The sequence below is a fragment of the Streptomyces deserti genome, from assembly GCF_054782695.1.
The window spans coordinates 134667-158793 of record NZ_BAAGRZ010000008.1 but is presented as its reverse complement, the minus strand read 5'-3'; the positions used below and the strand labels follow the sequence as shown (position 1 = coordinate 158793).

24 protein-coding genes and 2 pseudogenes are annotated in these 24127 nt (G+C 71.8%); 15 read left to right on the top strand and 11 right to left on the bottom strand.

The features are described from left to right. Window positions 1-140: 140 nt before the first annotated feature. Both ACYVMZ_RS16920 and kynU read left to right on the top strand, forming a co-directional pair. The gene (locus ACYVMZ_RS16920) at window positions 141-980 is read left to right on the top strand and encodes a tryptophan 2,3-dioxygenase family protein (protein ID WP_461080331.1); all 840 of its coding nucleotides are present in this window, start codon (window positions 141-143) and stop codon (window positions 978-980) included. Next, on the top strand, window positions 973-2157 hold the full coding sequence (gene kynU, locus ACYVMZ_RS16915) for a kynureninase (protein ID WP_461080329.1): 1185 nt from the start codon (window positions 973-975) through the stop codon (window positions 2155-2157). Before ACYVMZ_RS16920 ends, kynU begins: the two co-directional genes overlap by 8 nt. Before the next feature lie 3 nt (window positions 2158-2160). On the opposite strand, the gene ACYVMZ_RS16910 is transcribed toward kynU, so the two are convergent. Then, a complete protein-coding gene (locus tag ACYVMZ_RS16910; RefSeq protein ID WP_461080327.1) occupies window positions 2161-2778 on the bottom strand; it encodes a TetR/AcrR family transcriptional regulator in 618 nt (205 codons plus the stop codon). A 227-nt stretch (window positions 2779-3005) separates the two neighbouring features. Between ACYVMZ_RS16910 and ACYVMZ_RS16905 the strand changes: the two genes are divergently transcribed. The 6 genes from ACYVMZ_RS16905 (at window position 3006) to ACYVMZ_RS16880 (ending at window position 8044) form a co-directional block, all read left to right on the top strand. Beyond that, on the top strand, window positions 3006-3872 hold the full coding sequence (locus tag ACYVMZ_RS16905) for an alpha/beta hydrolase (protein WP_461080325.1): 867 nt from the start codon (window positions 3006-3008) through the stop codon (window positions 3870-3872). Further along, the gene (locus tag ACYVMZ_RS16900; protein ID WP_461080323.1) at window positions 3866-3997 is read left to right on the top strand and encodes a hypothetical protein; all 132 of its coding nucleotides are present in this window, start codon (window positions 3866-3868) and stop codon (window positions 3995-3997) included. Before ACYVMZ_RS16905 ends, ACYVMZ_RS16900 begins: the two co-directional genes overlap by 7 nt. Window positions 3998-4097: 100 nt before the next feature. After that, entirely contained in the window at window positions 4098-5438 is a 1341-nt protein-coding gene (locus ACYVMZ_RS16895; RefSeq protein WP_461080321.1) for a sensor histidine kinase, read from the top strand. Beyond that, the gene (locus ACYVMZ_RS16890; RefSeq protein ID WP_461080319.1) at window positions 5435-6100 is read left to right on the top strand and encodes a response regulator; all 666 of its coding nucleotides are present in this window, start codon (window positions 5435-5437) and stop codon (window positions 6098-6100) included. The genes ACYVMZ_RS16895 and ACYVMZ_RS16890 overlap by 4 nt, the downstream gene beginning before the upstream one ends. Window positions 6101-6138: 38 nt before the next feature. Then, window positions 6139-7359: a cytochrome P450 gene (locus tag ACYVMZ_RS16885; RefSeq protein ID WP_461080317.1), complete on the top strand. Its 1221-nt coding sequence runs from the start codon at window positions 6139-6141 to the stop codon at window positions 7357-7359. A gap of 88 nt (window positions 7360-7447) precedes the next feature. Then, complete coding sequence (locus ACYVMZ_RS16880) at window positions 7448-8044, top strand: Uma2 family endonuclease (protein ID WP_461080315.1); 597 nt, start codon at window positions 7448-7450, stop codon at window positions 8042-8044. An 11-nt stretch (window positions 8045-8055) separates the two neighbouring features. Here ACYVMZ_RS16880 and ACYVMZ_RS16875 read toward each other — a convergent pair whose 3' ends face one another. Next, the gene (locus ACYVMZ_RS16875) at window positions 8056-9660 is read right to left on the bottom strand and encodes an ABC transporter permease (RefSeq protein ID WP_461080313.1); all 1605 of its coding nucleotides are present in this window, start codon (window positions 9658-9660) and stop codon (window positions 8056-8058) included. Next, complete coding sequence (locus ACYVMZ_RS16870) at window positions 9657-10586, bottom strand: ABC transporter ATP-binding protein (protein ID WP_461080311.1); 930 nt, start codon at window positions 10584-10586, stop codon at window positions 9657-9659. Before ACYVMZ_RS16870 ends, ACYVMZ_RS16875 begins: the two co-directional genes overlap by 4 nt. Window positions 10587-10689: 103 nt before the next feature. On the opposite strand from ACYVMZ_RS16870, the gene ACYVMZ_RS16865 reads away from it, so the two are divergent. After that, entirely contained in the window at window positions 10690-11196 is a 507-nt protein-coding gene (locus tag ACYVMZ_RS16865; protein ID WP_461080309.1) for a GbsR/MarR family transcriptional regulator, read from the top strand. Between the two features lie 46 nt (window positions 11197-11242). Here ACYVMZ_RS16865 and ACYVMZ_RS16860 read toward each other — a convergent pair whose 3' ends face one another. Continuing rightward, entirely contained in the window at window positions 11243-12106 is an 864-nt protein-coding gene (locus ACYVMZ_RS16860; RefSeq protein WP_461080307.1) for a diacylglycerol kinase family protein, read from the bottom strand. A 190-nt stretch (window positions 12107-12296) separates the two neighbouring features. Here ACYVMZ_RS16860 and ACYVMZ_RS16855 point away from each other — a divergent pair, with 190 nt between their 5' ends. After that, a complete protein-coding gene (locus tag ACYVMZ_RS16855; protein ID WP_461080305.1) occupies window positions 12297-13580 on the top strand; it encodes an adenylosuccinate synthase in 1284 nt (427 codons plus the stop codon). An 85-nt stretch (window positions 13581-13665) separates the two neighbouring features. On the opposite strand, the gene ACYVMZ_RS16850 is transcribed toward ACYVMZ_RS16855, so the two are convergent. The 3 genes from ACYVMZ_RS16850 to ACYVMZ_RS16840 form a co-directional block, all read right to left on the bottom strand. Beyond that, a complete protein-coding gene (locus tag ACYVMZ_RS16850; protein WP_461080303.1) occupies window positions 13666-14316 on the bottom strand; it encodes a hypothetical protein in 651 nt (216 codons plus the stop codon). Window positions 14317-14433: 117 nt separating this feature from the next. Beyond that, window positions 14434-15138 carry a GntR family transcriptional regulator gene (locus ACYVMZ_RS16845; protein WP_461080301.1) on the bottom strand — a complete coding sequence of 235 codons (705 nt, stop codon included), beginning with the start codon at window positions 15136-15138 and terminating at the stop codon, window positions 14434-14436. 128 nt (window positions 15139-15266) lie between these two features. Continuing rightward, window positions 15267-16628, bottom strand: coding sequence for an aminotransferase class III-fold pyridoxal phosphate-dependent enzyme (locus ACYVMZ_RS16840; RefSeq protein WP_461080298.1), 1362 nt, complete (start codon window positions 16626-16628; stop codon window positions 15267-15269). 154 nt (window positions 16629-16782) lie between these two features. On the opposite strand from ACYVMZ_RS16840, the gene ACYVMZ_RS16835 reads away from it, so the two are divergent. Both ACYVMZ_RS16835 and ACYVMZ_RS16830 read left to right on the top strand, forming a co-directional pair. Then, entirely contained in the window at window positions 16783-17415 is a 633-nt protein-coding gene (locus ACYVMZ_RS16835) for a type 1 glutamine amidotransferase family protein (protein ID WP_461080296.1), read from the top strand. Next, complete coding sequence (locus ACYVMZ_RS16830; RefSeq protein ID WP_461080294.1) at window positions 17412-17870, top strand: MarR family winged helix-turn-helix transcriptional regulator; 459 nt, start codon at window positions 17412-17414, stop codon at window positions 17868-17870. Before ACYVMZ_RS16835 ends, ACYVMZ_RS16830 begins: the two co-directional genes overlap by 4 nt. Before the next feature lie 213 nt (window positions 17871-18083). On the opposite strand, the gene ACYVMZ_RS16825 is transcribed toward ACYVMZ_RS16830, so the two are convergent. The 3 genes and pseudogenes from ACYVMZ_RS16825 to ACYVMZ_RS16815 form a co-directional block, all read right to left on the bottom strand. After that, on the bottom strand, window positions 18084-18755 hold the full coding sequence (locus ACYVMZ_RS16825) for a DUF4352 domain-containing protein (RefSeq protein ID WP_461080292.1): 672 nt from the start codon (window positions 18753-18755) through the stop codon (window positions 18084-18086). A 404-nt stretch (window positions 18756-19159) separates the two neighbouring features. Then, window positions 19160-20017 carry a helix-turn-helix domain-containing protein gene (locus ACYVMZ_RS16820; RefSeq protein WP_461080290.1) on the bottom strand — a complete coding sequence of 286 codons (858 nt, stop codon included), beginning with the start codon at window positions 20015-20017 and terminating at the stop codon, window positions 19160-19162. Beyond that, a pseudogene (locus ACYVMZ_RS16815) lies at window positions 20007-20767 on the bottom strand (DUF6879 family protein). The gene ACYVMZ_RS16820 and the pseudogene ACYVMZ_RS16815 overlap by 11 nt, the downstream one beginning before the upstream one ends. A gap of 169 nt (window positions 20768-20936) precedes the next feature. Here ACYVMZ_RS16815 and ACYVMZ_RS16810 point away from each other — a divergent pair. After that, a pseudogene (locus ACYVMZ_RS16810) lies at window positions 20937-21147 on the top strand (hypothetical protein). After that, on the top strand, window positions 21144-21701 hold the full coding sequence (locus tag ACYVMZ_RS16805) for a DUF6415 family natural product biosynthesis protein (protein WP_461080288.1): 558 nt from the start codon (window positions 21144-21146) through the stop codon (window positions 21699-21701). Before ACYVMZ_RS16810 ends, ACYVMZ_RS16805 begins: the two are co-directional and overlap by 4 nt. Window positions 21702-21780: 79 nt before the next feature. Here ACYVMZ_RS16805 and ACYVMZ_RS16800 read toward each other — a convergent pair whose 3' ends face one another. Beyond that, a complete protein-coding gene (locus ACYVMZ_RS16800) occupies window positions 21781-21912 on the bottom strand; it encodes a hypothetical protein (protein WP_461080286.1) in 132 nt (43 codons plus the stop codon). 235 nt (window positions 21913-22147) lie between these two features. Between ACYVMZ_RS16800 and ACYVMZ_RS16795 the strand changes: the two genes are divergently transcribed. Beyond that, complete coding sequence (locus ACYVMZ_RS16795) at window positions 22148-24106, top strand: serine/threonine-protein kinase (RefSeq protein ID WP_461080284.1); 1959 nt, start codon at window positions 22148-22150, stop codon at window positions 24104-24106. Window positions 24107-24127 lie beyond the last annotated feature (21 nt).

Sequence of the window (24127 nt, the reverse complement as noted above, 5' to 3'; positions counted from 1 at the left end):
CGTCACCCGCACGGCCCGTCTGTGATCGGGCGGGCCTTGCGGTTTCCCGGCGGGACTGCGCAGGATGCGGGTGGGGACCGGGGCCCCGTGCCGGTAACGGCAGGGCGGACCGCTACCCGGAGTGCATGCAGGAGACAGCGATGTCCCAAGAGGCTCACGACACGCACGAGCCCGAGACCCCGCATCTCGACTTCCAGGGCACGACGCCGTACGAGGACTACGTCAAGGCGGACGTGCTCACCCACCTCCAGCACACCCTCTCCGACGATCCCGGAGAGATGGTCTTCCTGGTCACGACCCAGGTGATGGAGCTGTGGTTCACCGTCATCGTCCACGAGTGGGAGACGGCCGCGCGGGCGCTGCGCGGCGACGACGTACCGACCGCGATCGCCGCGCTGAAGCGGTCCGTACGGGAGCTGGAGGCGCTGAACGCCTCCTGGAAGCCGCTGGGCCAGCTCACCCCGGCCCAGTTCAACTCGTACCGCAGCGCCCTCGGCGAGGGCTCCGGCTTCCAGTCGGCGATGTACCGCCGGATGGAGTTCCTGCTCGGCGAGAAGTCCGCGTCGATGCTGGTCCCGCACCGGGGCGCGCCGCGCGTGCACGCCGAGCTGGAGAAGGCGCTGCACGAGCCGAGCCTGTACGACGAAGTGCTGCGGCTGCTGGCGCGGCGCGGGCACGACATCCCGGAGGCCGTACTGCGGCGGGACGTGTCGCGGCGCTACGAGCCGTCGCCGGAGGTGGAGGCAGCCTGGGCGGCCGTCTACTCCGGGGACGAGAGCGACCAGCTCGCCCGGCTGGGCGAGGCGCTGACCGATGTCGCCGAGCTGGTGTGGCGCTGGCGCAACGACCATCTCGTCGCCACCCGCCGCGCCATGGGCGCCAAGCCCGGTACGGGCGGCTCCGCCGGGGTGGCCTGGCTGGAGAAGCGCGCGCAGAAGAACGTGTTCCCCGAGCTGTGGACGGCGCGGTCGTATGTCTGAGCTGACGAGCAAGGCGGAGAAGCTGGACGCGGCCGACGAACTGGGCGCCAAGCGCGCCGAGTTCGTGCTGGACGACGTGATCTACCTGGACGGCAACTCGCTGGGCGCCCTCCCGGCCGTCGTCCCGGGCCGTATGGCGGACGTCGTACGCCGCCAGTGGGGTGAGCTGCGCATCCGCTCCTGGGAGGAGAGCGGCTGGTGGACGGCGCCGGAGCGGATCGGTGACCGGATCGCCCCGCTGGTGGGGGCGGCGAGCGGGCAGATCGTCGTGGGCGACTCGACCAGTGTCAATGTGTTCAAGGCACTTGTGGGGGCGGTGCGGCTGGCCGGCGACGATCGTGACGAGATCCTCGTCGACGCGACGACGTTCCCCACGGACGGGTACATCGCCGAGTCGGCGGCCCGGATGACGGGCCGCACGCTGCGGCCGGTGACCCCGGCAGAGGTCCCGGGGGCCCTCGGCGGCCGGACGGCGGCGGTGCTGCTCAACCACGTCGACTACCGCACGGGCCGGCTGCACGACCTGCCGTCGCTGACGGCCGCGGTGCACGCGGCGGGGGCGTACGTCGTCTGGGACCTGTGCCACAGCGCGGGCGCGCTGCCGGTCGGGCTGGACGAGCACGGCGTCGACCTTGCGGTCGGCTGCACGTACAAGTACCTGAACGGCGGCCCGGGCGCGCCGGCGTACCTGTACGTGCGCCGGGAACTGCAGGACCGCTTCGACTCCCCGCTGCCCGGCTGGAACTCCCACGCCGAGCCCTTCGGCATGCGTACCGCGTACGAACCGGCCTCCGGCGCCCTGCGCGGCCGGGTCGGCACACCGGACATCCTCTCCATGCTCGCCCTGGAGGCGGCCCTGGAGGTGTGGGACGGGGTGTCGATCGAGGCGGTGCGGGCCAAGTCGCTGGCGCTGACGGACTTCTTCCTGGAGTGCGTGGCGGAGTACGTGCCCGAGGGGCGGGTCGGGTCGCTGACGCCGGTGGCCCACGCCGAACGGGGCAGCCAGGTGGCGCTGCGCTGCGACGACGCCGGCGACGTGATGAAGCGGCTGATCGAGCGGGGCGTGGTCGGCGACTTCCGGGCACCGGACGTGCTGCGCTTCGGCTTCACCCCGCTGTACGTCGGGTTCGCGGACGTGGAGCGGGCGGCGCGGACGCTGGCGGAGACCCTGGCGTGACGCTCAGGCGTCCTGTTCCCGGATGACGTACACCCCCGCCGCCGCCGCGGCGAACGCGGCGCGGGCCGCGCGGTCGGCGGCGGCGGGGCCGGGCGGCGTCCCGGTCGTCAGCAGCGCGTAGTACAGCGGCGCCGACACCGCCCGGACCACCGCCGCCGCATCCGTCCCGTGCGGCAACTCCCCCCGCGCCACGCCCTGTTCGACGCAGGGCGCCCACTCGGCGACCCGTACGTCGTAGAACCGCCGCAGCGCCTCGGCCGTACGCCCGTCGCAGGCCGCCGCGGCGATGACCGCGCGCAGCAGGGCGCCCTGGCGGGGGTCGGCGAGGGTGCGCTGGACGAGGGAGGCGTTGGCGCGCAGGTCGCCGAGGACCGAGCCGGTCTCCGTGCGGGGCAGCGACTGCTCGGCCATGTCCGCGAGCAGGTCGGCCACCAGGCCCGTCACCGACCCCCAGCGCCGGTACACGGTCGTCTTGCCGACCTCCGCCCGCCGGGCGACGTCCGCGAGGTCGAGGTGCGCGAACCCCTGCTCGGCCAGCACGTCCCCGGCCGCCCGCAGCACGGCCGCACGGACACGGGCGGTACGCCCTCCGGGACGGACGGTGCCGGGTTCGGCGGGCATGGCGGGCCTCCTTTGGGGCGTACGGGCCGGGTGTGGACGGGGTGCGAGATGCGTAGGGGCTGCTCGCGGCCCATGCCGACAGCGTAACGGAACCGCAGAACCGTTTGATCCTCACCGAGCGTGACAGCCCCGTGTTCGCGCACGTCATGGGCCTGATACCGTCCCCGCCAACGGCCGCATATCTCCCCTGGTCCGCCAAGTACGTTTGATCGCTGAGAGGTTGGAGCATGACGGACGACGTCGCAGCAGCCCGGGCCGCCGCCGAAGAGGAGTCGGCTTTCTCGCACCCGCCCGTCGACCCCGACACCACCGTGTCCTACGGCGACCACCCGGACCAGGTGATCGACTTCTACGCCCCGCGTGTCCAGGCCGGTCCCGGGGGGCTCGCTCCGCTGGTCGTGGTCCTGCACGGCGGTGCCTGGCGGGCTCCGTACGACCGCCGGCACGTCAGCCCGTTCGCGGCCTTCCTGGCCCGCCGGGGCTTCGGAGTCGCCAGTGTCGAGTACCGGCGCGGCGGTGACGTCGAGTCCGTGGCCGGCCGCTGGCCCGACACCCTCGACGACGTCGCCGCCGCGCTGGACGCCCTTCCGGCGCTCGTACGGGAGAGGCTGCCGCAGGCCGACCCGCGCCGCACCGTGGTCACCGGCCACTCCGCCGGCGGCCAGCTCGCCCTGTGGGCCGCCGCCCGGCACGTCCTGCCCGCCGACGCCCCCTGGCGCACCGACCGCCCGGCACCGCTGCGCGGCGTCGTCGCCCTCGCCCCGATCGCCGACTTCGCGGTCGCCGACAAGCTGGACGTGTGCGGCGGGGCCGTACGGCAACTCCTCGGCGGTGACGAGCGGTTCGCCGAACGCCAGCCGTACGCCGACCCGGCGCTGCTGCTGCCCACCGGCATCGCGACCACCCTCGTCCAGGGGCGCACGGACCTGGACGTGCCGCAGGCGGTGGCCGAGTCGTACGCGGACGCGGCGGCGAAGGCCGGTGAGGTGGTCGGGCTGACGCTGCTCGAGGACGTCGGCCACTTTCCGCTGATCGACCCGGCGGCGGACGCGTGTGCGGTGGTGGCGGAGGAGATCGCGCAGTTGGCTTGGTGAGGAGGCGCGAGCAGGGCGCGGCCGGTGGGCCCCGTCGTACCGGGGCCGGGCGGCGGACGCGAGAAGCCGAGAGCATCGCCGTACTGGTCCCCGGCTCCGACACCAGCCTCGACACGTACGACTGAGCCGCGGTGCCGGTCGGCCCCGTAGTACCTGAGATGGACGGCGAAGGACCCGTCTCACTGGTGACGACCGATACCCCTGCCCGCACCTACCGTTCTGTACGTGACCGAGACGACCCAGACGCATCTGACACCGCCGGGGGACGGGGCCAAGCCGCGCAGCCCGGAGTTCCGGCTGGCCGCGGACGCCCTGCGCGGGCTGCGGCAGGACCTGTTCCACGACGCCTTCGCCTACCGCCTGCTGCCACGCATGCGCGTCGACGGCCCGCTGACCAGGCGGCTTCCTCCGCGCCTGCGGGAGTACGCGGTCTGGGCACCGCACGCCGTGATCGGCGCGGCGGCCCTGCTCACCCTGGCCATCGCCACCGTCGACCAGGGCCTGGCCCTGCTGCTCGGCCCGCTCGCCGTGATCCCGATCCTGCTGACCATGGCCCGGCCGGTCGGAGCGTTCTGGCTGTCCATGGTGGCCACGCCGATCGCTCTGCCGTTCGGCGACTCCTGGGGCGAGTGGCCGTGGCTGCCGGGCAGCTTCGCCTGCCACCTGACGGTGCTGACGGTCGTGGCCGTGCGCACCAGGCCGCGCACGGCCGCGTGGATGTGGGCGTTGACCGCGGCATACGGCATCGGCGCGGAGACGCTGTTCGGCTCGGGCCACTACTACGGCACCAACACCGGGCCCATGCTGGTCGTCTCCGCCCTCGTCCTGCTGAGCGTCGCCGTCTGGCACATCCGCCGCGAGGCCGAGCAGGAGGTCACCGCCCAGCAGACGGTCACCGCCCACGAGCGGTCCCGGCGCACGCTGCTGGAGGAGCGCACGACGATCGCCCGCGAGCTGCACGACGTCGTCGCCCACCACATGTCGGTGGTCGCCATCCAGGCCGAGGCCGCGCCCTACCGAGTGGAGAACCCGCCGCCGGAGCTGGAGCGCGCCTTCGCCACCATCCGGGAGAACGCGGTGGCGGCCCTCACCGAGCTGCGCCGAGTCCTGGGTGTGGTCCGCGCCGAGGACTACGAGGTCCCGGACGCCCCCCAGCCCACGCTCGCCGACCTGGACGGGCTGCTCGACAACGTGCGGGACGCCGGCCTGACCGTCGAGAAGGCCGCGACCGGGGCGGTGCGCGAGCTGCCGCAGGGCGTGGAGCTGTCGGCGTACCGCATCGTGCAGGAGGCGCTGAGCAACACCCTGCGGCACGCACCCGGCGCGACCGCCCGCGTCGAGATCGGGTACGTCCTCGGCGGCCTGGGCCTGCGCATAGTCAACGGCCCGCCGCCCAGGCCCCACCTGGTCAAGCCATCGCCCGGCGCGGGGCACGGCATCACCGGCATGCGGGAACGCGTCTCCATGCTGGGCGGCGAGATGACGGCGGGCGCGACGGACGACGGGGGCTACGAGGTGACGGTGTTCCTGCCGGTCCCGGCAGCGCTCGAGGACGGTGCCGTATGACCATCCGGGTCCTGGTCGCGGACGACCAGATGATGGTGCGCGAGGGCTTCTCCGTCCTGCTGAACGCGATGCCGGACATCGAGGTCGTCGGCGAGGCCGTCAACGGCCGGGAGGCCGTCGCGAAGGTCCGCGAACTCGCCCCCGACGTCGTCCTGATGGACATCCGCATGCCCGAGCTGAACGGCATCGAGGCGACCCGGGAGATCGTCGCCGCGGACGGTACGGCGAAGGTGCTGGTGCTGACCACGTTCGACCTCGACGAGTACGTGTACCAGGCGCTGCGCGCGGGAGCCTCCGGCTTCCTCCTGAAGGACGCCTCGGCCCGCCAACTAGCCGACGGCGTAAGGGTCGTGGCGTCGGGCGAGGCCCTGCTCGCCCCCTCGGTCACCAAGCGCCTGATCACGGAGTTCTCCAAGCTCTCCGACACCCCGCGCCTCATGCCCTCCGCACAGGCGGCCTACGGCGACCTCACCGAGCGCGAGACGGAGGTCCTGGTCCTCATCGCCCAGGGCCTGTCGAACGCGGAGATCGCCGAACGCCTGGTGGTCGCCGAGTCCACGATCAAAACCCATGTGAGCCGCATCCTGGTGAAGCTGGGCCTCAGGGACCGCACGCAGGCGGCGGTGTTCGCGTACGAGGCACGGCTGGTCACTCCCGGCTGACCCTGGTCAACAAGGCCGGAAACGGTTAGCGTCCGGGCATGTCAGCGCGTTCCGACCTCGCCTTCGACCCCTGGGACCCGGCCTTCCTCGCCGACCCCTACCCCGCCTATGCCGACCTGCGGGCGCGGGGCCGGGTGCTCTACTTCGAGCCCACCGACCAGTGGCTGGTGCCGCACCACGCGGACGTGTCGGCGCTGCTGCGGGACCGGCGGCTGGGGCGGACGTACCAGCACCGCTTCTCGCACGAGGAGTTCGGCCGGACCCCGCCCCCGCCGGAGCACGAGCCGTTCCACACGCTCAACGACCACGGGATGCTCGACCTGGAGCCGCCGGACCACACCCGGATCCGGCGCCTGGTGTCGAAGGCGTTCACGCCGCGCACGGTGGAGCGGCTGAGGCCGTATGTGCGGGGGCTGGCGGACGAGCTGGCCGCGGCCCTGGTGGCGGCGGGCGGCGGTGACCTGCTGACGGACGTGGCCGAGCCGCTGCCGGTGGCGGTGATCGCCGAGATGCTCGGCATCCCCGAATCCGACCGTGCGCCGCTGCGGCCCTGGTCGGCGGACATCTGCGGGATGTACGAGCTGAACCCGTCGCAGGAGACGGCGGCCAAGGCGGTCCGGGCGTCGGTCGAGTTCTCGGAGTACCTGCGCGAGCTGATCGCGGCGCGCCGCAAGGAGCCCGGGGACGACCTGATCTCGGGCCTGATCGCGGCCCACGACGAGGACGACCGCCTGACCGAACAGGAAATGATCTCGACCTGTGTCCTGCTGCTGAACGCGGGCCACGAGGCGACCGTGAACGCCACGGTCAACGGCTGGTGGGCCCTGTTCCGCAACCCCGACCAGCTGGCGGCCCTGCGCGCGGACCACTCCCTCGTCCCGTCCGCCGTCGAGGAGCTGATGCGCTACGACACCCCGCTCCAGCTCTTCGAACGCTGGGTGCTGGACGAGATCGAGATCGACGGTACGACCATCCCGCGGGGTGCGGAGATCGCGATGCTCTTCGGTTCCGCCAATCACGACCCGGCGGTCTTCACCGACCCGGCCCGGCTGGATCTGACCCGCGAGGACAACCCCCACATCTCCTTCAGCGCCGGCATCCACTACTGCATCGGCGCCCCGCTGGCCCGTATCGAGCTGGCGGCGTCGATGACGGCGTTGCTGGAGAAGGCGCCGACGCTGCGGCCGGCGGCGGAGCCGGAGCGGAAGCCGAACTTTGTGATGCGCGGGTTGAAGGGGTTGCCCGTGGAGGTGGTGTAATCACCCGTTCGGACGATCGTGTGGGCGATGCCGTCCGGGGATCACCGGTGGCTCGGCACGCTGGTGTGCGCCTGTGGAGGAGGGCACCATGACGGTTATGGCGCAGCACACGTCTCAGATGTCCGTGGAGGAGTTCGAGGAGCTCGCCGCACTCGTCGCCAAGAGGTTCGACGCCGTCAGGTTGGAGTTCATCAACGGACGGGTCGGAGTCAAGGGCAGGACGGACGGCAACCACAGTGAGGTCATCCGGTGGCTGCAGGAGTGCTTTCTGATCGCGGGAACCGGGCTGTGGCTGTACGGGGGCGGGGAGCTGGGCCTGCGGATCGAGAAGTACCGCAAGGGCCGAGCGCTACCGGACGCCGTGCTCGCACCTCGGGGAACGTTCGCGGGGAAAGGGGACTGGGCCGACACCCAGGGCGTGGTGATGACGGTTGAGGTCACCTCGTACGACGCGGACACCCATCGGCGGGATCGTGAGGAGAAGCCCGTGGGGTACGCCGAGGCCGGGATCCCGTACTACCTGCTGATCGATCGGGACGACTGCTCGGTCACGCTGTACAGCGATCCGGCCCCGAACGAGGGATACCGCAGCGCGGTCAGGAAGGCCTTCGGCGCGAAGCTCTCGCTCCCCGAGCCCCTCGGTATCGAACTCGACACCGAGGAGCTTAAGCAGTACGTCGACTGACCAGACCCACGTCACGTGGTCAGGTCCCGCCTCCGCAACCCCACCAGCCCCCCAGCCACCAGCACCACCGCAGTCGCCGTCAGGACCAGCACCGCCCCCCACTCCATCTCTCCACCCGGCAGCTTCGGCAGATGCCCGAACGGTGACACGTCCAGCACCGCCTCCGGTACGTCCAGCGCGGGCCCGACCCAGCCGATCAGCAGCACCGCCCCGGCGACACCCCATGCCGCCATCGCCACCCGGGGCGCCATCCCGTACAGCAGCACCGCCACCCCGCCGATCACCCACACCGCCGGGAGCTGCACCAGGCACGCCCCGAGGATCGGGCCGGCCTCCTCGCCGTGGCCGACGGCGAAGCCCAGCCCGGCCAGCAGCATGATCAGCACCGAGCCGCCGAACGCCACCGCCAGATGACCCGCGGCCCACCGCAGCCGCCCCACCGCGTTCGCCAGCACCGGCTCCGCCCGGCCCGAGGACTCCTCGCCGTGCAGCCGCAGCACCGACGCGACGATGTACAGGGCCGCGACGAGCCCGAGCATGCCGATCATCGCGGAGAGGAACGCGTCCGTGAGGCCGGCCTGTCCGCCCATCCGTTCCATGATCTGCCGGGCGTTGTCGTTGTCGCCGACCAGGTCGGCCGCCCCTTCCGTCATCGCGCCGTACACCACTCCGGCGAGGAAGAAGCCGATGCTCCAGCCCAGCACGCTGCCCCGCTGCAGCCGCCACGCCAGCGCCCCCGCGCTGCCCAGGCGCCCGGCGGCCGGTCCGGGCCGCGTCGGCAGAAAGCTCATGCCGACGTCCCGGCGGCCGGCCAGACCGTAGGCGATCACCCCCTGGAGCACGGCCGCGGCCGCGAACAGCGCCGGCACCCACCAGCGTTCGTCCGCGAACGGGCGCAGGTTCTCCAGCCAGCCCAGCGGCGACAGCCACGTCAGCGGCGAGGAACCGTCGTCCGTCGCCGAGTCGCCCGCCGCCCGCAGGACGAAGGCGGCGCCCAGCACACCCGCCGTCAGGCCCCGCGCCAGCCGTGCGCTCTCGGTCAGCTGCGCCACGATCGCCGCCATCGTGGCGAACACCATCCCCACGCCCGCGATCCCGAGCCCGAACGCGAGCGCACCCGTCGTGCCGTGACCGGCCAGCCCGGCCGTCACCAGCAGCGCCAGGACCGCGTTGGCGACCGCCGCCGCCAGCAGGGCCGCCGTCAGGGAGGCCCGGCGGCCCACCATCCCGGACGCCAGCAGCTCCTGGCGGCCGCTCTCCTCCTCGTCGCGGGTGTGCCGTACGACGACGAGCAGGCTCATCACGGCGGCCAGGGCGGCCGCGTAGACGCCGACGCGCCAGGCCGTCAGCGCGCCGAGGGAGTCGTCGAAGACCGGGCCGATCAGCGCGCGCAGCGAGGAGTTGGTCTCCATCTGGCGGATCAGGCCGGCGCGGTCGGCCGGGGTGTCGTACAGGGCCTGCAGCGAGTTCGGCATGGACAGCACCATGAGCGCGTTCACGGCGATCCACACCGGGATCATCAGGCGGTCGCGGCGCAGTGCGAAGCGCAACAGGACCGCCGTACCGGCCAGCTGGCGCGAACCGCCGGACCGTACGGCGAAGGCCGCCCCGGTCATCGGGCGGCCACCCCCGTCGCCCCGGCCGTCTCCGTCGTCCCGATCTCGTCCTGGTAGTGCCGCAGGAACAGCTCCTCCAGCGTCGGCGGCGAGGACGTCAGCGACTTGACGCCCGACTCGGTCAGCGCGCGCAGCACCGCGTCCAGCCGGTCGGTGTCGACCTGGAGACGGACCCGGCGGCCCTGGACGTCGAGGTCGTGGACGCCGGGCAGGCGGGACAGGCCGTTCGGCGGTGCCGCGAGCTCGGCCGTCACGCTCGTCCGGGTCAGATGGCGCAGGTCGGCGAGCGAACCGCTCTCCACCGTGCGGCCCTTGCGGATGATGCTGACCCGGTCGCAGAGCTCCTCGACCTCGCTGAGGATGTGGGACGACAGCAGGATCGTCCGGCCCCGGTCCCGCTCCTCGGCGACGCAGCGCTGGAAGACCTCCTCCATCAGCGGGTCCAGGCCGCTGGTCGGCTCGTCCAGGATCAGCAGGTCGACGTCCGAGGCGAACGCGGCGACCAGGGCGACCTTCTGCCGGTTGCCCTTGGAGTACGTCCGGCCCTTCTTGGCCGGGTCGAGTTCGAACCGCTCGATCAGCTCGGCCCGGCGCCGGGGATCCAGCCCGCCGCGCAAGCGGCCGTACAGGTCGATGACCTCGCCGCCGGAGAGGTTGCGCCACAGCGTCACGTCCCCGGGGACGTACGCGATCCGGCGGTGCACCTCCACCGCGTCCGTCCACGGATCGCGGCCGAGCACCTGCGCGGCACCCGAGTCGGCGCGCAGCAGGCCGAGCAGGACGCGGATGGTGGTGGACTTGCCGGCGCCGTTCGGGCCGAGGAAGCCGTGGACCTCACCGGACTCGACCTCCAGGTCGAGGCCGTCGAGCGCGTGCGTCCGGCCGAACGACTTGTGCAGACCGGCGACGGTGATTGCCTTCGTCATGCTTCAGAACGTACGCGTCATTCAGAAATTTGTGAAGTTAAGGAAGCGTATAAATCGACGTAGACTTTCAGGGCGTGTGCGATCAGGGGAGATGATGCGAGGCATGACGGAACGGAAGGCGGCGGCGGGCCGGGACCCGGAGGCGGTCTCGCGCTTCGTGGAGCACTTCGCGGCCCAGCTCGTCGAGGCCGGGCTGCCGCGCATGCCCGCCCGCGTCTTCGCCGCCCTGCTCGCCTCCGACACCGGCGCCCTGACCTCCGCGGAGCTGGGCGAACAGCTCAAGATCAGCCCCGCGGCCGTCTCCGGGGCGGTGCGCTACCTGGCGCAGGTCCACATGCTGTCGCGCGAGCGGGAGCCCGGTTCACGCCGGGAGCGGTACCGGGTGCACAGCGACCAGTGGTACGAGGCCCTCGCCAACCGCGAGGCCATCCTCAAGCGCTGGCAGGACGCCGTGCGCGAGGGCGTCACCAGCCTCGGCGCCGAGACCCCGGCGGGGCGCAGGCTGGCCGAGACGCTCGCCTTCTTCGAGTTCGTCGAGAAGGACGTCGCGGAGATGATCGAGCGCTGGCGTGTGCACCGGGAGAAGCGCTTCGGGCAGGGCCGGCTCTGACGCACCGGCTTCCAGGCCCCCGCCCGAGAGGAAACCGAAGCCTGACTCACGACACCCCCGGCACCGTAAGCCCCCAAGCCCCCTCCCGCACCACCCACGTCCGCGTCCGCACCGGCCCCGACACCACCGCGTCCGCCCGGTAGCGGAAGTGCGCCCCGGACACGGTCACCGTCCGGCCCTCGGCCAGCAGCGGTGACGCCTCCGCCCCCACCGACACCGGCCGCACCTCGACCGAGGCCACGCCCGAGTCCCCCGGTGTGACCGACACCGCCTCCACCGGCTGGCGCAGGTCGACGAGGGTCTCGCCGTCGACCTCGACCCGCAGCCGCGAGGGCCCGGGCGCGGGTGCGGATCTGACGCCGCGGGACGGGCGGGTCGGTACGAGCGTCCGTACCAGGGACTGGCAGGTCCGCAGCCACGGCCGCCCCGGCTCGGTCACCTCGGCCTCCTGCCCCGGCACCGCCGAGACCGGCGGGATCCGCAGTGCGCCCAGCACGACCCCGTCACTGTCGTCGACCAGCAGATCCATCCGCCGCTCCTCCCCGTCGAGCACGGCCCGCGCCGCCGCCACCGTCCCCGTCGGCACCCCCAGCGACCGGACGAGCCCGAGTACCGGGCCCACCGGCACCACCGACAGCGCGCACGCCGCCAGCTCCCGATGCCGGTGCAGCAGCGACACCGCGCGCACCAGCGCCCGGTCGTCGCCGACCACCACCGGCCGCCGCGACCCCCGCCGCTCCAGGGCCCGGGCGAATTCCTCCGGCCCGTCCGGCAGGCAGACCTTGATGGCGGCACCCGCGCTGAGCACGTCTTTCGCGATGCGTACGGATTCTCCGTCCGTCCTGCGGGCGACCGGATCGATGACTACCAGCAGCTGATCGGACGTCGGAGGAGTCGCCACCTCGGCCATGCCTCGCTTCCTCGGGTAGCATCTTTGTGCAAGAGCCCCTTGCGCTGCGCTGACGCGCCAGGGGCTTCGTCTATTCCGGGGCATCCGGTCCGACGGTTGGCGGCCAACGGCGGTCGCGGTGCACGCGGCGGAATCCCACCGCGTACGCCCCTGACCATGGACATGCCCCGCCCGGAAGGGGTGTACGCGCGTGCCCGCACTTGTGCTGCTCGGTGCTCAGTGGGGTGACGAAGGCAAGGGAAAGGCGACGGACCTCCTCGGTGGTTCCGTCGACTATGTGGTGCGCTACCAGGGCGGCAACAACGCCGGCCACACGGTAGTCGTGGGCGACCAGAAGTACGCCCTCCACCTGCTCCCTTCCGGAATCCTGTCCCCCGGCTGCACGCCGGTCATCGGAAACGGCGTCGTCGTCGACCCGTCGGTCCTGCTCTCCGAGCTGAGCGGACTGAACGAGCGCGGCGTCGACACCTCCAAGCTCCTCATCAGCGGAAACGCGCACATCATCACGCCGTACAACGTCACGGTCGACAAGGTGACCGAGCGCTTCCTCGGCAAGCGCAAGATCGGCACGACCGGGCGCGGCATCGGCCCGACGTACGCCGACAAGATCAACCGCGTCGGCATCCGGGTGCAGGACCTGTACGACGAGTCGATCCTGACCCAGAAGGTCGAGGCGGCCCTCGACGTCAAGAACCAGATCCTCACCAAGCTCTACAACCGGCGCGCGATCGCCGTCGAGCAGGTCGTCGAGGAGCTGCTGGGCTACGCGGAGAAGATCAGGCCGTACGTCGCCGACACGGTCCTGATCCTGAACCAGGCGCTGGAGGAGGACAAGGTCGTCCTCTTCGAGGGCGGCCAGGGCACCCTGCTGGACATCGACCACGGTACGTATCCGTTCGTGACGTCCAGCAACCCCACCGCGGGCGGCGCCTGCACCGGCGCGGGTGTCGGCCCGACGAAGATCAGCCGCGTGATCGGCATCCTGAAGGCGTACACGACCCGCGTCGGCGCCGGTCCGTTCCCGACGGAGCTGTTCGACGAGGACGGCGAGGCGCTGCGCCGCATCGGCGGCGAGCGGGGTGTGACGACGGGCCGGGACCGCCGCTGCGGCTGGTTCGACGCGGTGATCGCCCGCTACGCGACCCGCGTGAACGGCCTGACCGACTTCTTCCTCACCAAGCTCGACGTCCTCACCGGCTGGGAGCAGATCCCGGTCTGCGTGGCGTACGAGATCGACGGCAAGCGCGTCGAGGAACTCCCGTACTCCCAGACGGACTTCCACCACGCCAAGCCGGTCTACGAGATGATGCCGGGCTGGAGCGAGGACATCAGCAAGGCGAAGTCCTTCTCCGACCTGCCGAAGAACGCGCAGAACTACGTCAAGGCGCTGGAGGAGATGTCCGGCGCACCGATCTCGGCGATCGGCGTGGGGCCGGGCCGCGACGAGACGATCCAGGTCAACTCGTTCCTCTGAGCCGCCTGCCGGACCGACGGCTGCCTTCCGCACCCGCGGGAGGCAGCCGTTTGCGTGCGTTGCGCGTACTTCCCCAGCCCGGCCGTCAGCTGAAGACGATCATCGACCCCTGCGCCAGACTCCGCGTCGCCGCCGCGTGCAGCCCCAGCCAGACGTGGCGTTCGCGGGCGAAGGGGCTCGGGTCGTACGGGGCGGGGACGGCCGGTTCCTCCAACTCGGTCGGGGCGAGCGGGGGATGCGGGGGCGCCGGGGGGTTGGCCGGATCGATGCCGATCGAGGGGGCGACGTACTCCAGCTCCCGCAGGAGGGCCTGGGAGGAGCCCAGCGGACCGCCCGCCGCCATCAGGTCGTCGTTGGCGAGCGGCTGCGGGAAGTCGACGGGGACGTACGCGCCCGCGTGGTCGTAGTGCCAGACGAGGTGCGACTGCTGGGCCGTGGACTCGAACATCTCCAGGAGCTGTTCGTAGTCGCCGCCCAGGTCGTCGACCGGGGTCACCGGCAGGCCGCGGACCTGGAGCAGGTACACGCGGCGCAGGAAGTGCAGCGCGTCGTAGTCGAAGCCGGCGACCGGGGCGACGTCGCCGGACAGCCCCGGCATGTACTGGTACACCGGCACCGGCGGCAGCCCGGCCTCGGCCAGCACCTTGTTGTATTGCGCGAGTTCCTCGGCGAACGGGTTGTCGGGCGTGTGGCACAACACGTCGACGAGCGGTACCAGCCACAGGTCACAGGCCAAAAGAGGACTCCTCACACGCAGCACGGCAAGCGCGGCAGCACGGCAGCTGTCCGAACGGGAACGCTGGTCAAGCAGGGTAATCGGTGCGTGCTCGTCCCATACCCGAACTGATGGTCCTCAGGCCCCCGCCAGCCGTTCGATCAGGGCGAGGGAGTGGGTGTCGTACGCGTCGACGATCGACCGGGCGGCGGCGGTGTCGCGGCGCGACAGGGCGTCGACCAGTTCGGTGTGGCCGCACCACAGCTGCCCGCGCAGGTCGCGCAGCCGCCGCAGATGCTGCACCGCGCACACCCAGGTCTGGACGCGCAGCCGGTGCAGGAAGTCGGAGAGGTAGGGGTTGCCGAACAGGGCGCCGAGCTCGCGCCAGAAGCGCAGGTCGTAGCCGATCAGCACGGTGAGGTCCCCGGCGGTGGCGGCGCGCTGGGCCTCCTCGCCGCGGCGCCGGACCCCGGCGAGCGCGGCGGCGACCCGGGGGTCGTCGGGCTGTATGTACCTGCGGCCGTCGGCGAGGGCGTGGAACATGCCGTCGATGACCAGGCTGCGGGCCTCGATCATGCCGCGGAAGTCGTCGGCCGAGTACTCGTGCACCCGGAAGCCGCGGTGCTGGTCGGCGTCGAGCAGCCCCTGCGCGGACAGGTCGACCAGCGCCTCGCGCACGGGGGTCGCGGAGACGCCGTACTGCTCGGCGATCTCCTTCACCGTGAACTCCTGCCCGGGTTGCAGCCGCCCCGCCAGCACCTCGTCGCGCAGCGCGTCGGCGATCTGCTGCCGCAGGGTGCTGCGTGTCACGGAGCCGTTTCCGCTGGTGCGGGGGGCGGGCATGGTCGGAGCGTCTCCCTCGTCGCGTTCGGGGGGCGTGCACGTACATGTGTACGGGCACGCCACCTTACGCGTTCGGGCTCCGCGCGGCCCCGTCCCTTACTGACGGGTTTACTTCTGTGTGCTCGCCTTCACTCCGTGTACTCGTCCGCCACCGACAGCGCCGCGTCCAGTGCCGCCAGGCCCTCCTTGGCCTCGGCCTCGGTGAGGTTGCAGGGCGGCACCACATGCGTGCGGTTCATGTTGATGAACGGCCACAGGCCGTGTGCCTTCGCGGCGGCGCCGAACGCGGCCATCGGGGCGTTCGCCTCGCCGGTCGCGTTGTAGGGGACCAGCGGCTGGCGGGTCTCCCGGTTCCGCACCAGCTCCAGCGCCCAGAACATGCCGGTCCCGCGCACCTCGCCCACCGACGGGTGCCGCTCGGCCAGCTCGCGCAGCCCGGGCCCGATCAGCTCGGCCCCCAGCCGGGCCGCGTTCTCCACGACCCCCTCCTGCGTCATCACGTTGATGGTGGCCACGGCCGCCGCGCACGCCAGAGGATGCCCGGAGTACGTCAGACCGCCCGGGTAGGGCCGCCGGGCGAACGTCTCCGCGATCCGCCCCGAGATCGCGACCCCGCCCAGCGGCACGTACCCCGAGTTGACGCCCTTGGCGAAGGTCATCAGGTCCGGCACGACCCCGAACAGGTCCGCCGCGAACCACTCGCCCGTCCGCCCGAAGCCCGCCATGACCTCGTCCAGGACGAAGACGATCCCGTACTTGTCGCAGATCTCCCGGACCCCGGCGAGATACCCGGCCGGCGGCACCATGATCCCGGCCGTGCCCGGGATCGTCTCCAGGACGATCGCCGCGACGGTCGCGGGCCCCTCGAAGGCGATCGTCGTCTCCAGGTGTTCGAGGGCCCGGGCGCACTCCTGCTCCTCGGTCTCGGCGTAGAACCGGGAGCGGTAGAGGAAGGGCGCCCAGAAGTGCACGACGCCCGCCGAGCCGCTGTCGCTGGCCCAGCGGCGCGGGTCGCCGGTGATGTTCACGGCCTGCTGCGTACCGCCGTGGTACGAGCGGTACGCCGACAGCACCTTCGGCCGCCCGGTGTGCAGCCGCGCCATGCGCACGGCGTGCTCGACGGCGTCGGCGCCCCCGTTGGTGAAGAAGATCTTGTCCAGGTGGCCCGGCGTCCGCTCGGCGATGAGCCGCGCCGCCTCCGACCGCGCCTCGATCGCGAAGGCGGGCGCGAACGTCGTCATCCGTGCCGCCTGCTCCTGGATCGCGGCGACGACCTTCGGGTGCTGGTAGCCGATGTTCGTGTAGACGAGCCCGCTGCTGAAGTCGAGGTAGCGCCTGCCGTCGTAGTCCCAGAAGTACGACCCCTCCGCGCCGGCGACGGCGAGCGGGTCGATGAGCTCCTGGGCGGACCAGGAGTGGAACACATGCGCGCGGTCCGCGGCCTTCACGGCCGCGCCGACCTGCGGATCCGGCTGAGGATGAGGGGTCATGCGGGTGAGCGTAGGCGCGCCCACGGCGGGGGCGACATCGGCGTCCTGTCTGGGGTTGGGGGCTTTCCGCGACAGGTTGTCGATGGCCTGCATTGACAGCATGCTGCGTTAGTGACAGCATGTTGTCATAATCATTCGGGCCCGAGGAGGAGCCATGAACGGCAGCACCGGCAGCACCGGCCACGACCGCAAGCCCGTCCACCTCGCCGTGTACGACACCCTCGCCGACTGGGAGACCGGCCACACCACCGCCTTCCTCGCCCGCGCCGGGTACGGGATCCGCACCGTCGGCCCGTCCACCGCCCCCGTCAGGAGCATCGGTGGACTGCGCGTCCAGCCCGACCTCGCCTTGGACGACGTACGACCGGAGGACAGCTCCCTGCTGATCCTCCCGGGCGCGGACCTCTGGGACACGAGTGACGACCTCGCCCCGTTCGCCCGCAAGGCCCGGGAGTTCCTCGACGCGGGTGTGCCCGTCGCCGCGATCTGCGGGGCCACGGCCGGACTGGCCCGGGAGGGTCTGCTCGACGACCGGGCCCACACCAGCGCGGTCTCCTTCTACCTGGCCGCGACCGGCTACGCGGGCGGCGAGCGGTACGTCGAGACCGACGCCGTCACCGACGGAAAGCTGGTCACCGCCGGCCCCACCGAGCCCGTCGCCCTCGCCCGGGAGGTCTTCCGCCTCCTCGGCGTGTACGAGGGCGAGGTGCTCGACGCCTGGTACCGGCTGTTCCACGACTCCGACCCGGCGGCCTACGCCGTGCTCGAGGAGGCCGGGGCGGCATGAGCCGGGAGCGTCAGGAGCTGCTGAGCCGGAGCGCCCTCGGCGTCTTCCGGCTCAATGGCCAGTTCCTCGCCGTGGCCGAGGAGCTGGCCCGGCCCGCCGGGCTCACCGCCGCCTGGTGGCAGGTCCTCGGGGCCGTACTGCGCGAGCCCCTGCCGGTCTCCGGGATCGCCCGGGCCATGGGCATCACCCGGCAGAGCGTGCAGCGCATCGCCGACCTGCTGGTGGAGCGCGGTCTCGCCGAGTACCGGCCCAACCCGGCCCACCGCCGCGCCAAGCTCCTCGCCCCCACCGAGGAGGGCCGCGCGGCCATCGCCCGCATCGACCCCGGGCACGCGGCCTTCGCCGACCGGCTGGCGAAGGCGTACGGCGAGGCGGAACTCGCCGAGGCGGTGCGCGTACTGGAACGGCTGTCGGCGGTGCTCGAACAAGTGGGCCCGCCTGTCGCGGAACCGTAGACAACGCCCAGCTCACCGCGCCGTGCCTGCGCGGAGACGGGGGGAGCGTCAGAGTCCCCCAGCCTTCGGCTGCTCGCGAGAGCCTTCACGCAGCCCTCGACGACGTCGTCGTAGGACGGCTGGGCCAACCAGACGACGGTGCCGGTCATGCCGCAGTAACCGGTGGGCGGGGACACCGCCGGGCCCCAGCGCGCAGCTGGCGAATGCGCAGCGTCAGGACACGTCGGCGCGGATCGAGTCGCCGAGGAGCCCATCGGTGTAGGTCACGTATTTCGGGCTGAACTTCCCCTTGCCGGTGATGGTGCCGGAGATGTTCTCGCCTGGCGCCAGTTTCACGGTGTCGATCTGGTTCTCGTCGACGGCCAGCTCGGCAGTGTGCTTGGTGCCGTCGGCGTCGGTGATGGAGAAGTACAGCGGGTTCACGTCGAGCTGCTCGTCGCCGTTGTTCGTGATGGTGATCAGCACGCTGGTGTAATCGCTGCTGTCGGCGAGGATGCTCTTGGAGAACCCTGTCTTCTTCGCGGTGACCTTCACTGGGCCCTGGGCCGCGGGCTCCTCCTTGGCGGGCTTGTCTTCCGCGGGAGCCTTCTCGGCGGGGCCTTCGATCTTCTCCTCGCGTTGAGGCTCCTTGGCAGTGACGGACTTGTCGCTGCTCTTGCTGTCGCTGGAGCCGTCGCTCCCGCCGCTGGCCGCGACGCCGATGATGACGAAGAGGGCCAGGATGCCGCCGCAACCGAGGCCAGCGATCTTCGCGAAGCTGCGCTTCTTCGGCGGCTGGGGTACCGGGGCGCCGTAGCCGGGGGCGGGGTATCCGTAGCCGGGCTGCTGCTGCGGCTGCTGGGGCGGGTTGGGCTGGTTCGGCTGCTGCGGGTATTGCTGGCTCATTGTCCCCCCTGGGATGTTGTGCGTTGGCAGTGTGTGACTTGTGAACGTGCTGTGCGGTTGCCTCAGCTCGGGGACGTTCACCCGATCGGATGAACAACGGTGATGAAGAGAGCCGCCGCGGTCATTCGCCCTCAGCCACACGGAGGGCTGCAGCACCCAGTGCCCGGGACCGGACCTCTATGCCTGGGTGTAGGCGAACGCGCCCCGCCCGGGCGGGAAGCCAACGGCTTCGAAACCGAGCCCGGCGCGGCCAATCGTCGACTTCTCGGCGACCGGCGACGCGTATGCTGCCTGGCAGCGCCGCACGAACCGCACCGACGCGGACGTGCAGCAGCTGCGGACCGACACCGAGAAGGCCCGCTCTGGGGTCCGCGCCGAGACCGCCGGCCCCTGCCTTTTCGTCGTTATCGGGGACCCGTGGCGCGCCGAGCCCGGTTGATCACGTTCTGAGCATCTGGCCCGTGCACCGCGGACTCCCGCAGCATGTTCCAGACCCGCAGGTAGGTCGCAACGGTGTCCGAGTCGTCGAGCCACAGTTCCGCGTGCCAGTCCTCGACGACCACACGACGCTCGTCGTAGACCCAGAAGCCGTTACCCGGATAGATCTTGAGGGACGCGGCGAACGGGACAACTCCGAGCTCCAGCGTGTCCAGCCCGATGACGCTGACGAGGCGGTCAAGCTGCGCGGCCAGCACGGAGGGCGGGCACACCAGGGAGTACAGCGCCCCTTCCCACATCATGATCCGGTACTTCCGGCCCGGCTCATACAGCCCCTCCTGGCGCCTGATGCGAGCGCGTACGGCGTCCTCGGTGTCCCGCGGCGACTGCATGAGGTTGGCGTGCCTGGTGAGGACGTGGCGGGCGTAGTCGGCCGTCTGGAGCATCCCCGGGATGAGGTTGTTCTCCCAGATGGTCAGCACCCGCGTGCGGTCGTGCTCGGCGGTGATGGCGTCCTGCACAGGCCGATGGCCGGACGCCAGTTGCCGGCGCCACGATCGGATGTGGGATTCGAAGCCGCGCAGCTGGGCCAGCAGCCCGTCGTACGCGTCCGGATGCCCGGTGGCCTCAGCCCACGCCCGGAGTTCCTCCGCCTCGGCCGTCTGGCGGCCGTTCTCGAGCTTGCTCACCTTCGACTTCGTCCAGCCCGGCCCGAGGCGCTCGGCCAACTGCGTGCCGGTGAGCCGACCATCAGGGCATGTGAGCCTGAGTTCGCGGAGGCGTAGTCCCAGTGCCTCGCGTGCCTGCTGATAGTCAGTGCTCACCGGACCTCACATCAGTGCCGTCGATCTCGAACTGTGCGAACGGGACCGCATAGTGCCAGGCCGCATCCCGCACCTGGCAGTAGCGGTTCACCGCGGCCGGCTCGGTGGTGAGCTCCGCACCGGTGAGGTTGTCTTCCCCGTCGAAGATCAGCCGGGCCACCAGCCGGGGGTCGAACAGCCAGAAGTCCTCGGCGGGCAGGTGCAGCTTCTCGGCCTCGGCGCGTGTGAGGTTTCGGATGTCCTCGCCGACGGCGCAGTTCCGCACGGCGTTGCTGCGCAGGTAGAGCTGCCCGGGGGTGGGCGGGGTGTCGACCAGGCGCACGCGCTCGAACCGTTTGCCCTGCGCTGTCTGCGCTCGTACGTTGCGGCACCAGGCGTCGTCGTAGTTCCAGTCGATGGGCCGTCCCTTCACGAACTGCGCCCACTCTTCGGTTGTTCGTCACTGGCGTAGCGTCGCCTGGTCTCCAGCCGCCAGGCGGTGTGGTGGAAGGCTGTGAAGAGGCGGTCGAACTCTTCCTCGGCGTTGATGAGCAGTGGGGTCTCGTCGCGCGGCCCGAAGTCGACCAGCGTGTTGCGCGGTACGACAACAGCGACTTCACCTTCGTCGAAGTGCTGCAGCTGTTCCAGGTCCGCGGGGTCCGTGAGCGGCGGCCCGTGCACGATCACCTCACCCGAGTCCAAGTCCTCGTGCACACCGGGGCAGCCGCCGCCTCCTGAGCCCGTACCGTTGAACCGAATCCGCCGCATCATCTTCCCTCCCGTCGGGGACTTGGCGTGGCCAGCCTCCCCGAAGCCAACGCCACGGGCACCTGGAACAGTTGGCCTTTCTGAGAAACATGACGCAACTCTGCCAGGCAGTCAAGAAACTCTGAGAAACCTATGGTGCGGTGAGCAACTCACCTTTTCTACCGTCCTGTTCATGGTCAAAGCACACGAGTCGCAAGACGTCGATCCATGCGAGGCCGTGGAGTCGCTGAGGTCGGCTCTCGATCGGGCGGGGATCGTGCTGCCGTCGCTCGCGGTCGACGCGGGACCACCGGCCCTCGGCCTGGTGGAACTCCGGGCGCGTACGTGCGGATGTGGCCATGCGACTGGCGGACGCACTCCGGCGAGGGGACCTCACGGCATGAGCACGAAGCAACTGATCGAAACCCCGGGCTACGGCGCGATGGATCCGCGCCCGGTCGACCTCTCGACGATGCGCGCGACCGTGCGCCGTCTGCTCGGACCGGACGACGGGCCGGACGTCCTGCCGTCGACCGCCGCAGAGCTGGACACCCTCACCGCCACGCTGCGCGGGCATATCGAGCTGCTCGCTCCCGAGATCGAGCAACTGGCCAAGAAGTTGCCGGAGGAGAGCGTCCCGCGGTACTGCGCGCTGGCGTGTGCAGGGGAGGCACGCGGGAAGCTGCGCGCTGCTCCTGGACTGAGCGGCGGCGTGGTGTACGCCCGGAAACTCGCCCACGTCTTGAATGCCCTGTGTGACCACTACCAGCACATCCACGCCGGACGGGAGACACCCGAGCAGGACGCGCTCCGGCGCCTGGGGGAGCACTGCGCCTCCTGCCCGAGCTGCATGAGCGTGAACGAGGACGGGGGGAACGCTGGCGTCCCGTGCGAAACCGGTGACCAGCTGTACGAGGAGTACCGGCAGGCACGGCGCGGCGTTGCCGCGACACACTGATCCCCGCCACCGGCCGCCGTCGCTCGCGTCGGTAGCGGACGGCGGCGCGCCCCTGCGTTCCCCCGTCGGGGGCGGCCGCTCAGCGGACCCGGTCGGCGAGCGAGGTATGGAGAGCGTCGGCCAGGTGGAGCAGATCGCTGAATGGGGCGCGTTCGGCGTACTCCTGGCGGTGGATGGTCTTGTGGTCACGGAAGCGCTCGCCAAGCGTCACCTGTGAGAGGTCGGCGGCGCGGCGTGCCTCGCGGATGCGTGCCCCGATGGTGCTCCAACCGCCCGGCGGGGGGCGCCGCCATCGCACACATGTCTCACAGACCTGAGTGGGGTACGACAATCACCCAGCCTCTGACCTTGGCATTCCATGGACCTCGTGGAACCTGATGGACGTCACGAACGCGGAATGAAATCCTCACTCTGTTGCTCACGTACGGGGGGAAGGCGGCTGGGCGATGGAGAAGCTGGGGCCCGGGGATCCGCAGCGGATCGGCGCGTATCGGCTGCTGGGGCGGCTCGGTGCGGGCGGCATGGGGTACGTCTATCTGGCCCGGTCGGAGCGCGGGCGCACCGTCGCCGTGAAGCTGGTGCGCGAGGAGCTGGCGCGGCAGGAGGAGTTCCGGGAGCGGTTCCGGCAGGAGGTGCGGGCCGCGCGGCGGGTCGGCGGCCACTGGACGGCTCCGGTGCTGGACGCCGACACCGAGGCCGGCGTCCCGTGGGTCGCCACCGGGTATGTCGCCGGGCCCAGCCTGCAGCAGGTCGTGGGCCAGGACCACGGGGCCCTGCCCGAGCGGTCGGTGCGCATCCTCGCGGCCGGGCTCGCGCACGCGCTGAAGGACATCCACGCCGCCGGGATCGTGCACCGCGACCTCAAGCCGTCCAACGTGCTGGTGACCATCGACGGCCCGCGGGTCATCGACTTCGGCATCGCGCGGGCCCTGCAGACCGTGACCGACGGGGGACTGACCCGGACCGGCGCGCTCGTCGGATCGCCCGGCTTCATGGCGCCCGAGCAGGTCCGGGGCGACCGGATCACCCCCGCCTGCGACGTCTTCTGCCTCGGCTCGGTCCTCGCCTACGCCGCGACCGGCCGGCTGCCCTTCGGCACCGCCAACAGCGGCGTGCACGCCCTGATGTTCCGCATCGCCCAGGAGGAGCCCGACCTGGAGGGCGTCCCCGAGGGCATCGCCGACCTGGTCCGGGAGTGCCTGCGCAAGGACCCGGCCGCGCGTCCCACGCTCGACCGCGTCCTGGAGCGCACCGGCGCCGACGACACGGTCGCCGACGGCCGCTCCCGCGACCCCTGGCTGCCGAGCGCCCTGGTGGCCCAACTCGGGCGCCATGCGGTGCGGTTGCTGGACACGGAGAACCCGGAGGGGCAGCCGGGGACGGCCGACCGGACCCACCGCGCCGACCACACCGACCGGGCCGGTCAGGCCGACGGGCCCGATCGACCCGGCCCCGGCCCCACGCCCGAGCACGCCCCCGCCGCCGACGACGCGTCGCCGACCCCGGCCCCGGCGGCGACGCCCTTCGGCACCCCCGGCCCGCCCCCGCCGGGCCGGCCGGGCAGCGCCGCGCCCCTCGACCACCTCCCCACCCTCGTCGCGGGTCAGTCCCCGACGACACCCCCGCCGAGCCCGGCCCCGGCCACGCCGGGTCACCCCCAGGCTCCCGCGTACGGCCACGCCCTCCAGCACCCCCAGCCGCCGGCCTACGGTTACGCCCCAGGCACCCCGCCGCCGTACCCCGCGCACGGCGCTCTCGGCTCCACCCCGCCGTACGGCCCGCCGCCCTTCGGCCCGACGCCGCCGTACGGCCCGCAGCAGGAGCCGCCGCGAAGAGACGGCCGTTCCACCGCGCTGCTGGTCGTGATAGCGCTGGTCGTCGCGCTCGCCGCGGGCGGCACGGTCTACGCGCTGATGGAAGGCGGCGGCAACGGCGACCGGGCCGGCGGCGACCCGAGTACCACGCAGACCACCAGCGCGCCCACGGCCACCGGACCCACCACCCCCGGACCGTCCCCGACGACCACGCAGCCGACCACTCCGGCGGCGGACGGCACGATCCCGACGGCGTACCTCGGCACCTGGACCGCGGCCATCGACAACGCGGACGGCGAGCACACCCGCCGGCTGACCATCCAGCAGGGCGAGGTGGGCGACACGGTCCTGTCCCTCGTCGCCGACGGGCCCACCGCGAGCGGCACCTACCACTGCGTGTTCGAGGCCGAACTCACGGCCTCCCCGGGCGCCGACGGCCCGCTGCGGATGGGCCCGTCCAGCGTCACCGTCGGCCGGCCGCGCAGTGCCTGCTCACCGGGCGAGGCCACCGAGATCACCGTCCTCCCGGACGGCACGCTCCAGCGGGTGAACACCAGCACCGGGGAGAAGCTGACGTACACGAGGGAGTGACGCGGGGAGAGGGAGACGGGG

What these genes read in the sequence shown, in the direction of transcription:
- ACYVMZ_RS16920 (WP_461080331.1), top strand. Translation starts at nt 141, where the DNA reads ATGTCCCAAGAGGCTCACGACACGCACGAGCCCGAGACCCCGCATCTC.
- kynU (WP_461080329.1), top strand. Translation starts at nt 973, where the DNA reads ATGTCTGAGCTGACGAGCAAGGCGGAGAAGCTGGACGCGGCCGACGAA.
- ACYVMZ_RS16910 (WP_461080327.1), bottom strand. Translation starts at nt 2,778, where the DNA reads ATGCCCGCCGAACCCGGCACCGTCCGTCCCGGAGGGCGTACCGCCCGT.
- ACYVMZ_RS16905 (WP_461080325.1), top strand. Translation starts at nt 3,006, where the DNA reads ATGACGGACGACGTCGCAGCAGCCCGGGCCGCCGCCGAAGAGGAGTCG.
- ACYVMZ_RS16890 (WP_461080319.1), top strand. Translation starts at nt 5,435, where the DNA reads ATGACCATCCGGGTCCTGGTCGCGGACGACCAGATGATGGTGCGCGAG.
- ACYVMZ_RS16885 (WP_461080317.1), top strand. Translation starts at nt 6,139, where the DNA reads ATGTCAGCGCGTTCCGACCTCGCCTTCGACCCCTGGGACCCGGCCTTC.
- ACYVMZ_RS16880 (WP_461080315.1), top strand. Translation starts at nt 7,448, where the DNA reads ATGACGGTTATGGCGCAGCACACGTCTCAGATGTCCGTGGAGGAGTTC.
- ACYVMZ_RS16875 (WP_461080313.1), bottom strand. Translation starts at nt 9,660, where the DNA reads ATGACCGGGGCGGCCTTCGCCGTACGGTCCGGCGGTTCGCGCCAGCTG.
- ACYVMZ_RS16870 (WP_461080311.1), bottom strand. Translation starts at nt 10,586, where the DNA reads ATGACGAAGGCAATCACCGTCGCCGGTCTGCACAAGTCGTTCGGCCGG.
- ACYVMZ_RS16865 (WP_461080309.1), top strand. Translation starts at nt 10,690, where the DNA reads ATGACGGAACGGAAGGCGGCGGCGGGCCGGGACCCGGAGGCGGTCTCG.
- ACYVMZ_RS16860 (WP_461080307.1), bottom strand. Translation starts at nt 12,106, where the DNA reads ATGGCCGAGGTGGCGACTCCTCCGACGTCCGATCAGCTGCTGGTAGTC.
- ACYVMZ_RS16845 (WP_461080301.1), bottom strand. Translation starts at nt 15,138, where the DNA reads ATGCCCGCCCCCCGCACCAGCGGAAACGGCTCCGTGACACGCAGCACC.
- ACYVMZ_RS16840 (WP_461080298.1), bottom strand. Translation starts at nt 16,628, where the DNA reads ATGACCCCTCATCCTCAGCCGGATCCGCAGGTCGGCGCGGCCGTGAAG.
- ACYVMZ_RS16835 (WP_461080296.1), top strand. Translation starts at nt 16,783, where the DNA reads ATGAACGGCAGCACCGGCAGCACCGGCCACGACCGCAAGCCCGTCCAC.
- ACYVMZ_RS16830 (WP_461080294.1), top strand. Translation starts at nt 17,412, where the DNA reads ATGAGCCGGGAGCGTCAGGAGCTGCTGAGCCGGAGCGCCCTCGGCGTC.
- ACYVMZ_RS16825 (WP_461080292.1), bottom strand. Translation starts at nt 18,755, where the DNA reads ATGAGCCAGCAATACCCGCAGCAGCCGAACCAGCCCAACCCGCCCCAG.
- ACYVMZ_RS16805 (WP_461080288.1), top strand. Translation starts at nt 21,144, where the DNA reads ATGAGCACGAAGCAACTGATCGAAACCCCGGGCTACGGCGCGATGGAT.
- ACYVMZ_RS16795 (WP_461080284.1), top strand. Translation starts at nt 22,148, where the DNA reads ATGGAGAAGCTGGGGCCCGGGGATCCGCAGCGGATCGGCGCGTATCGG.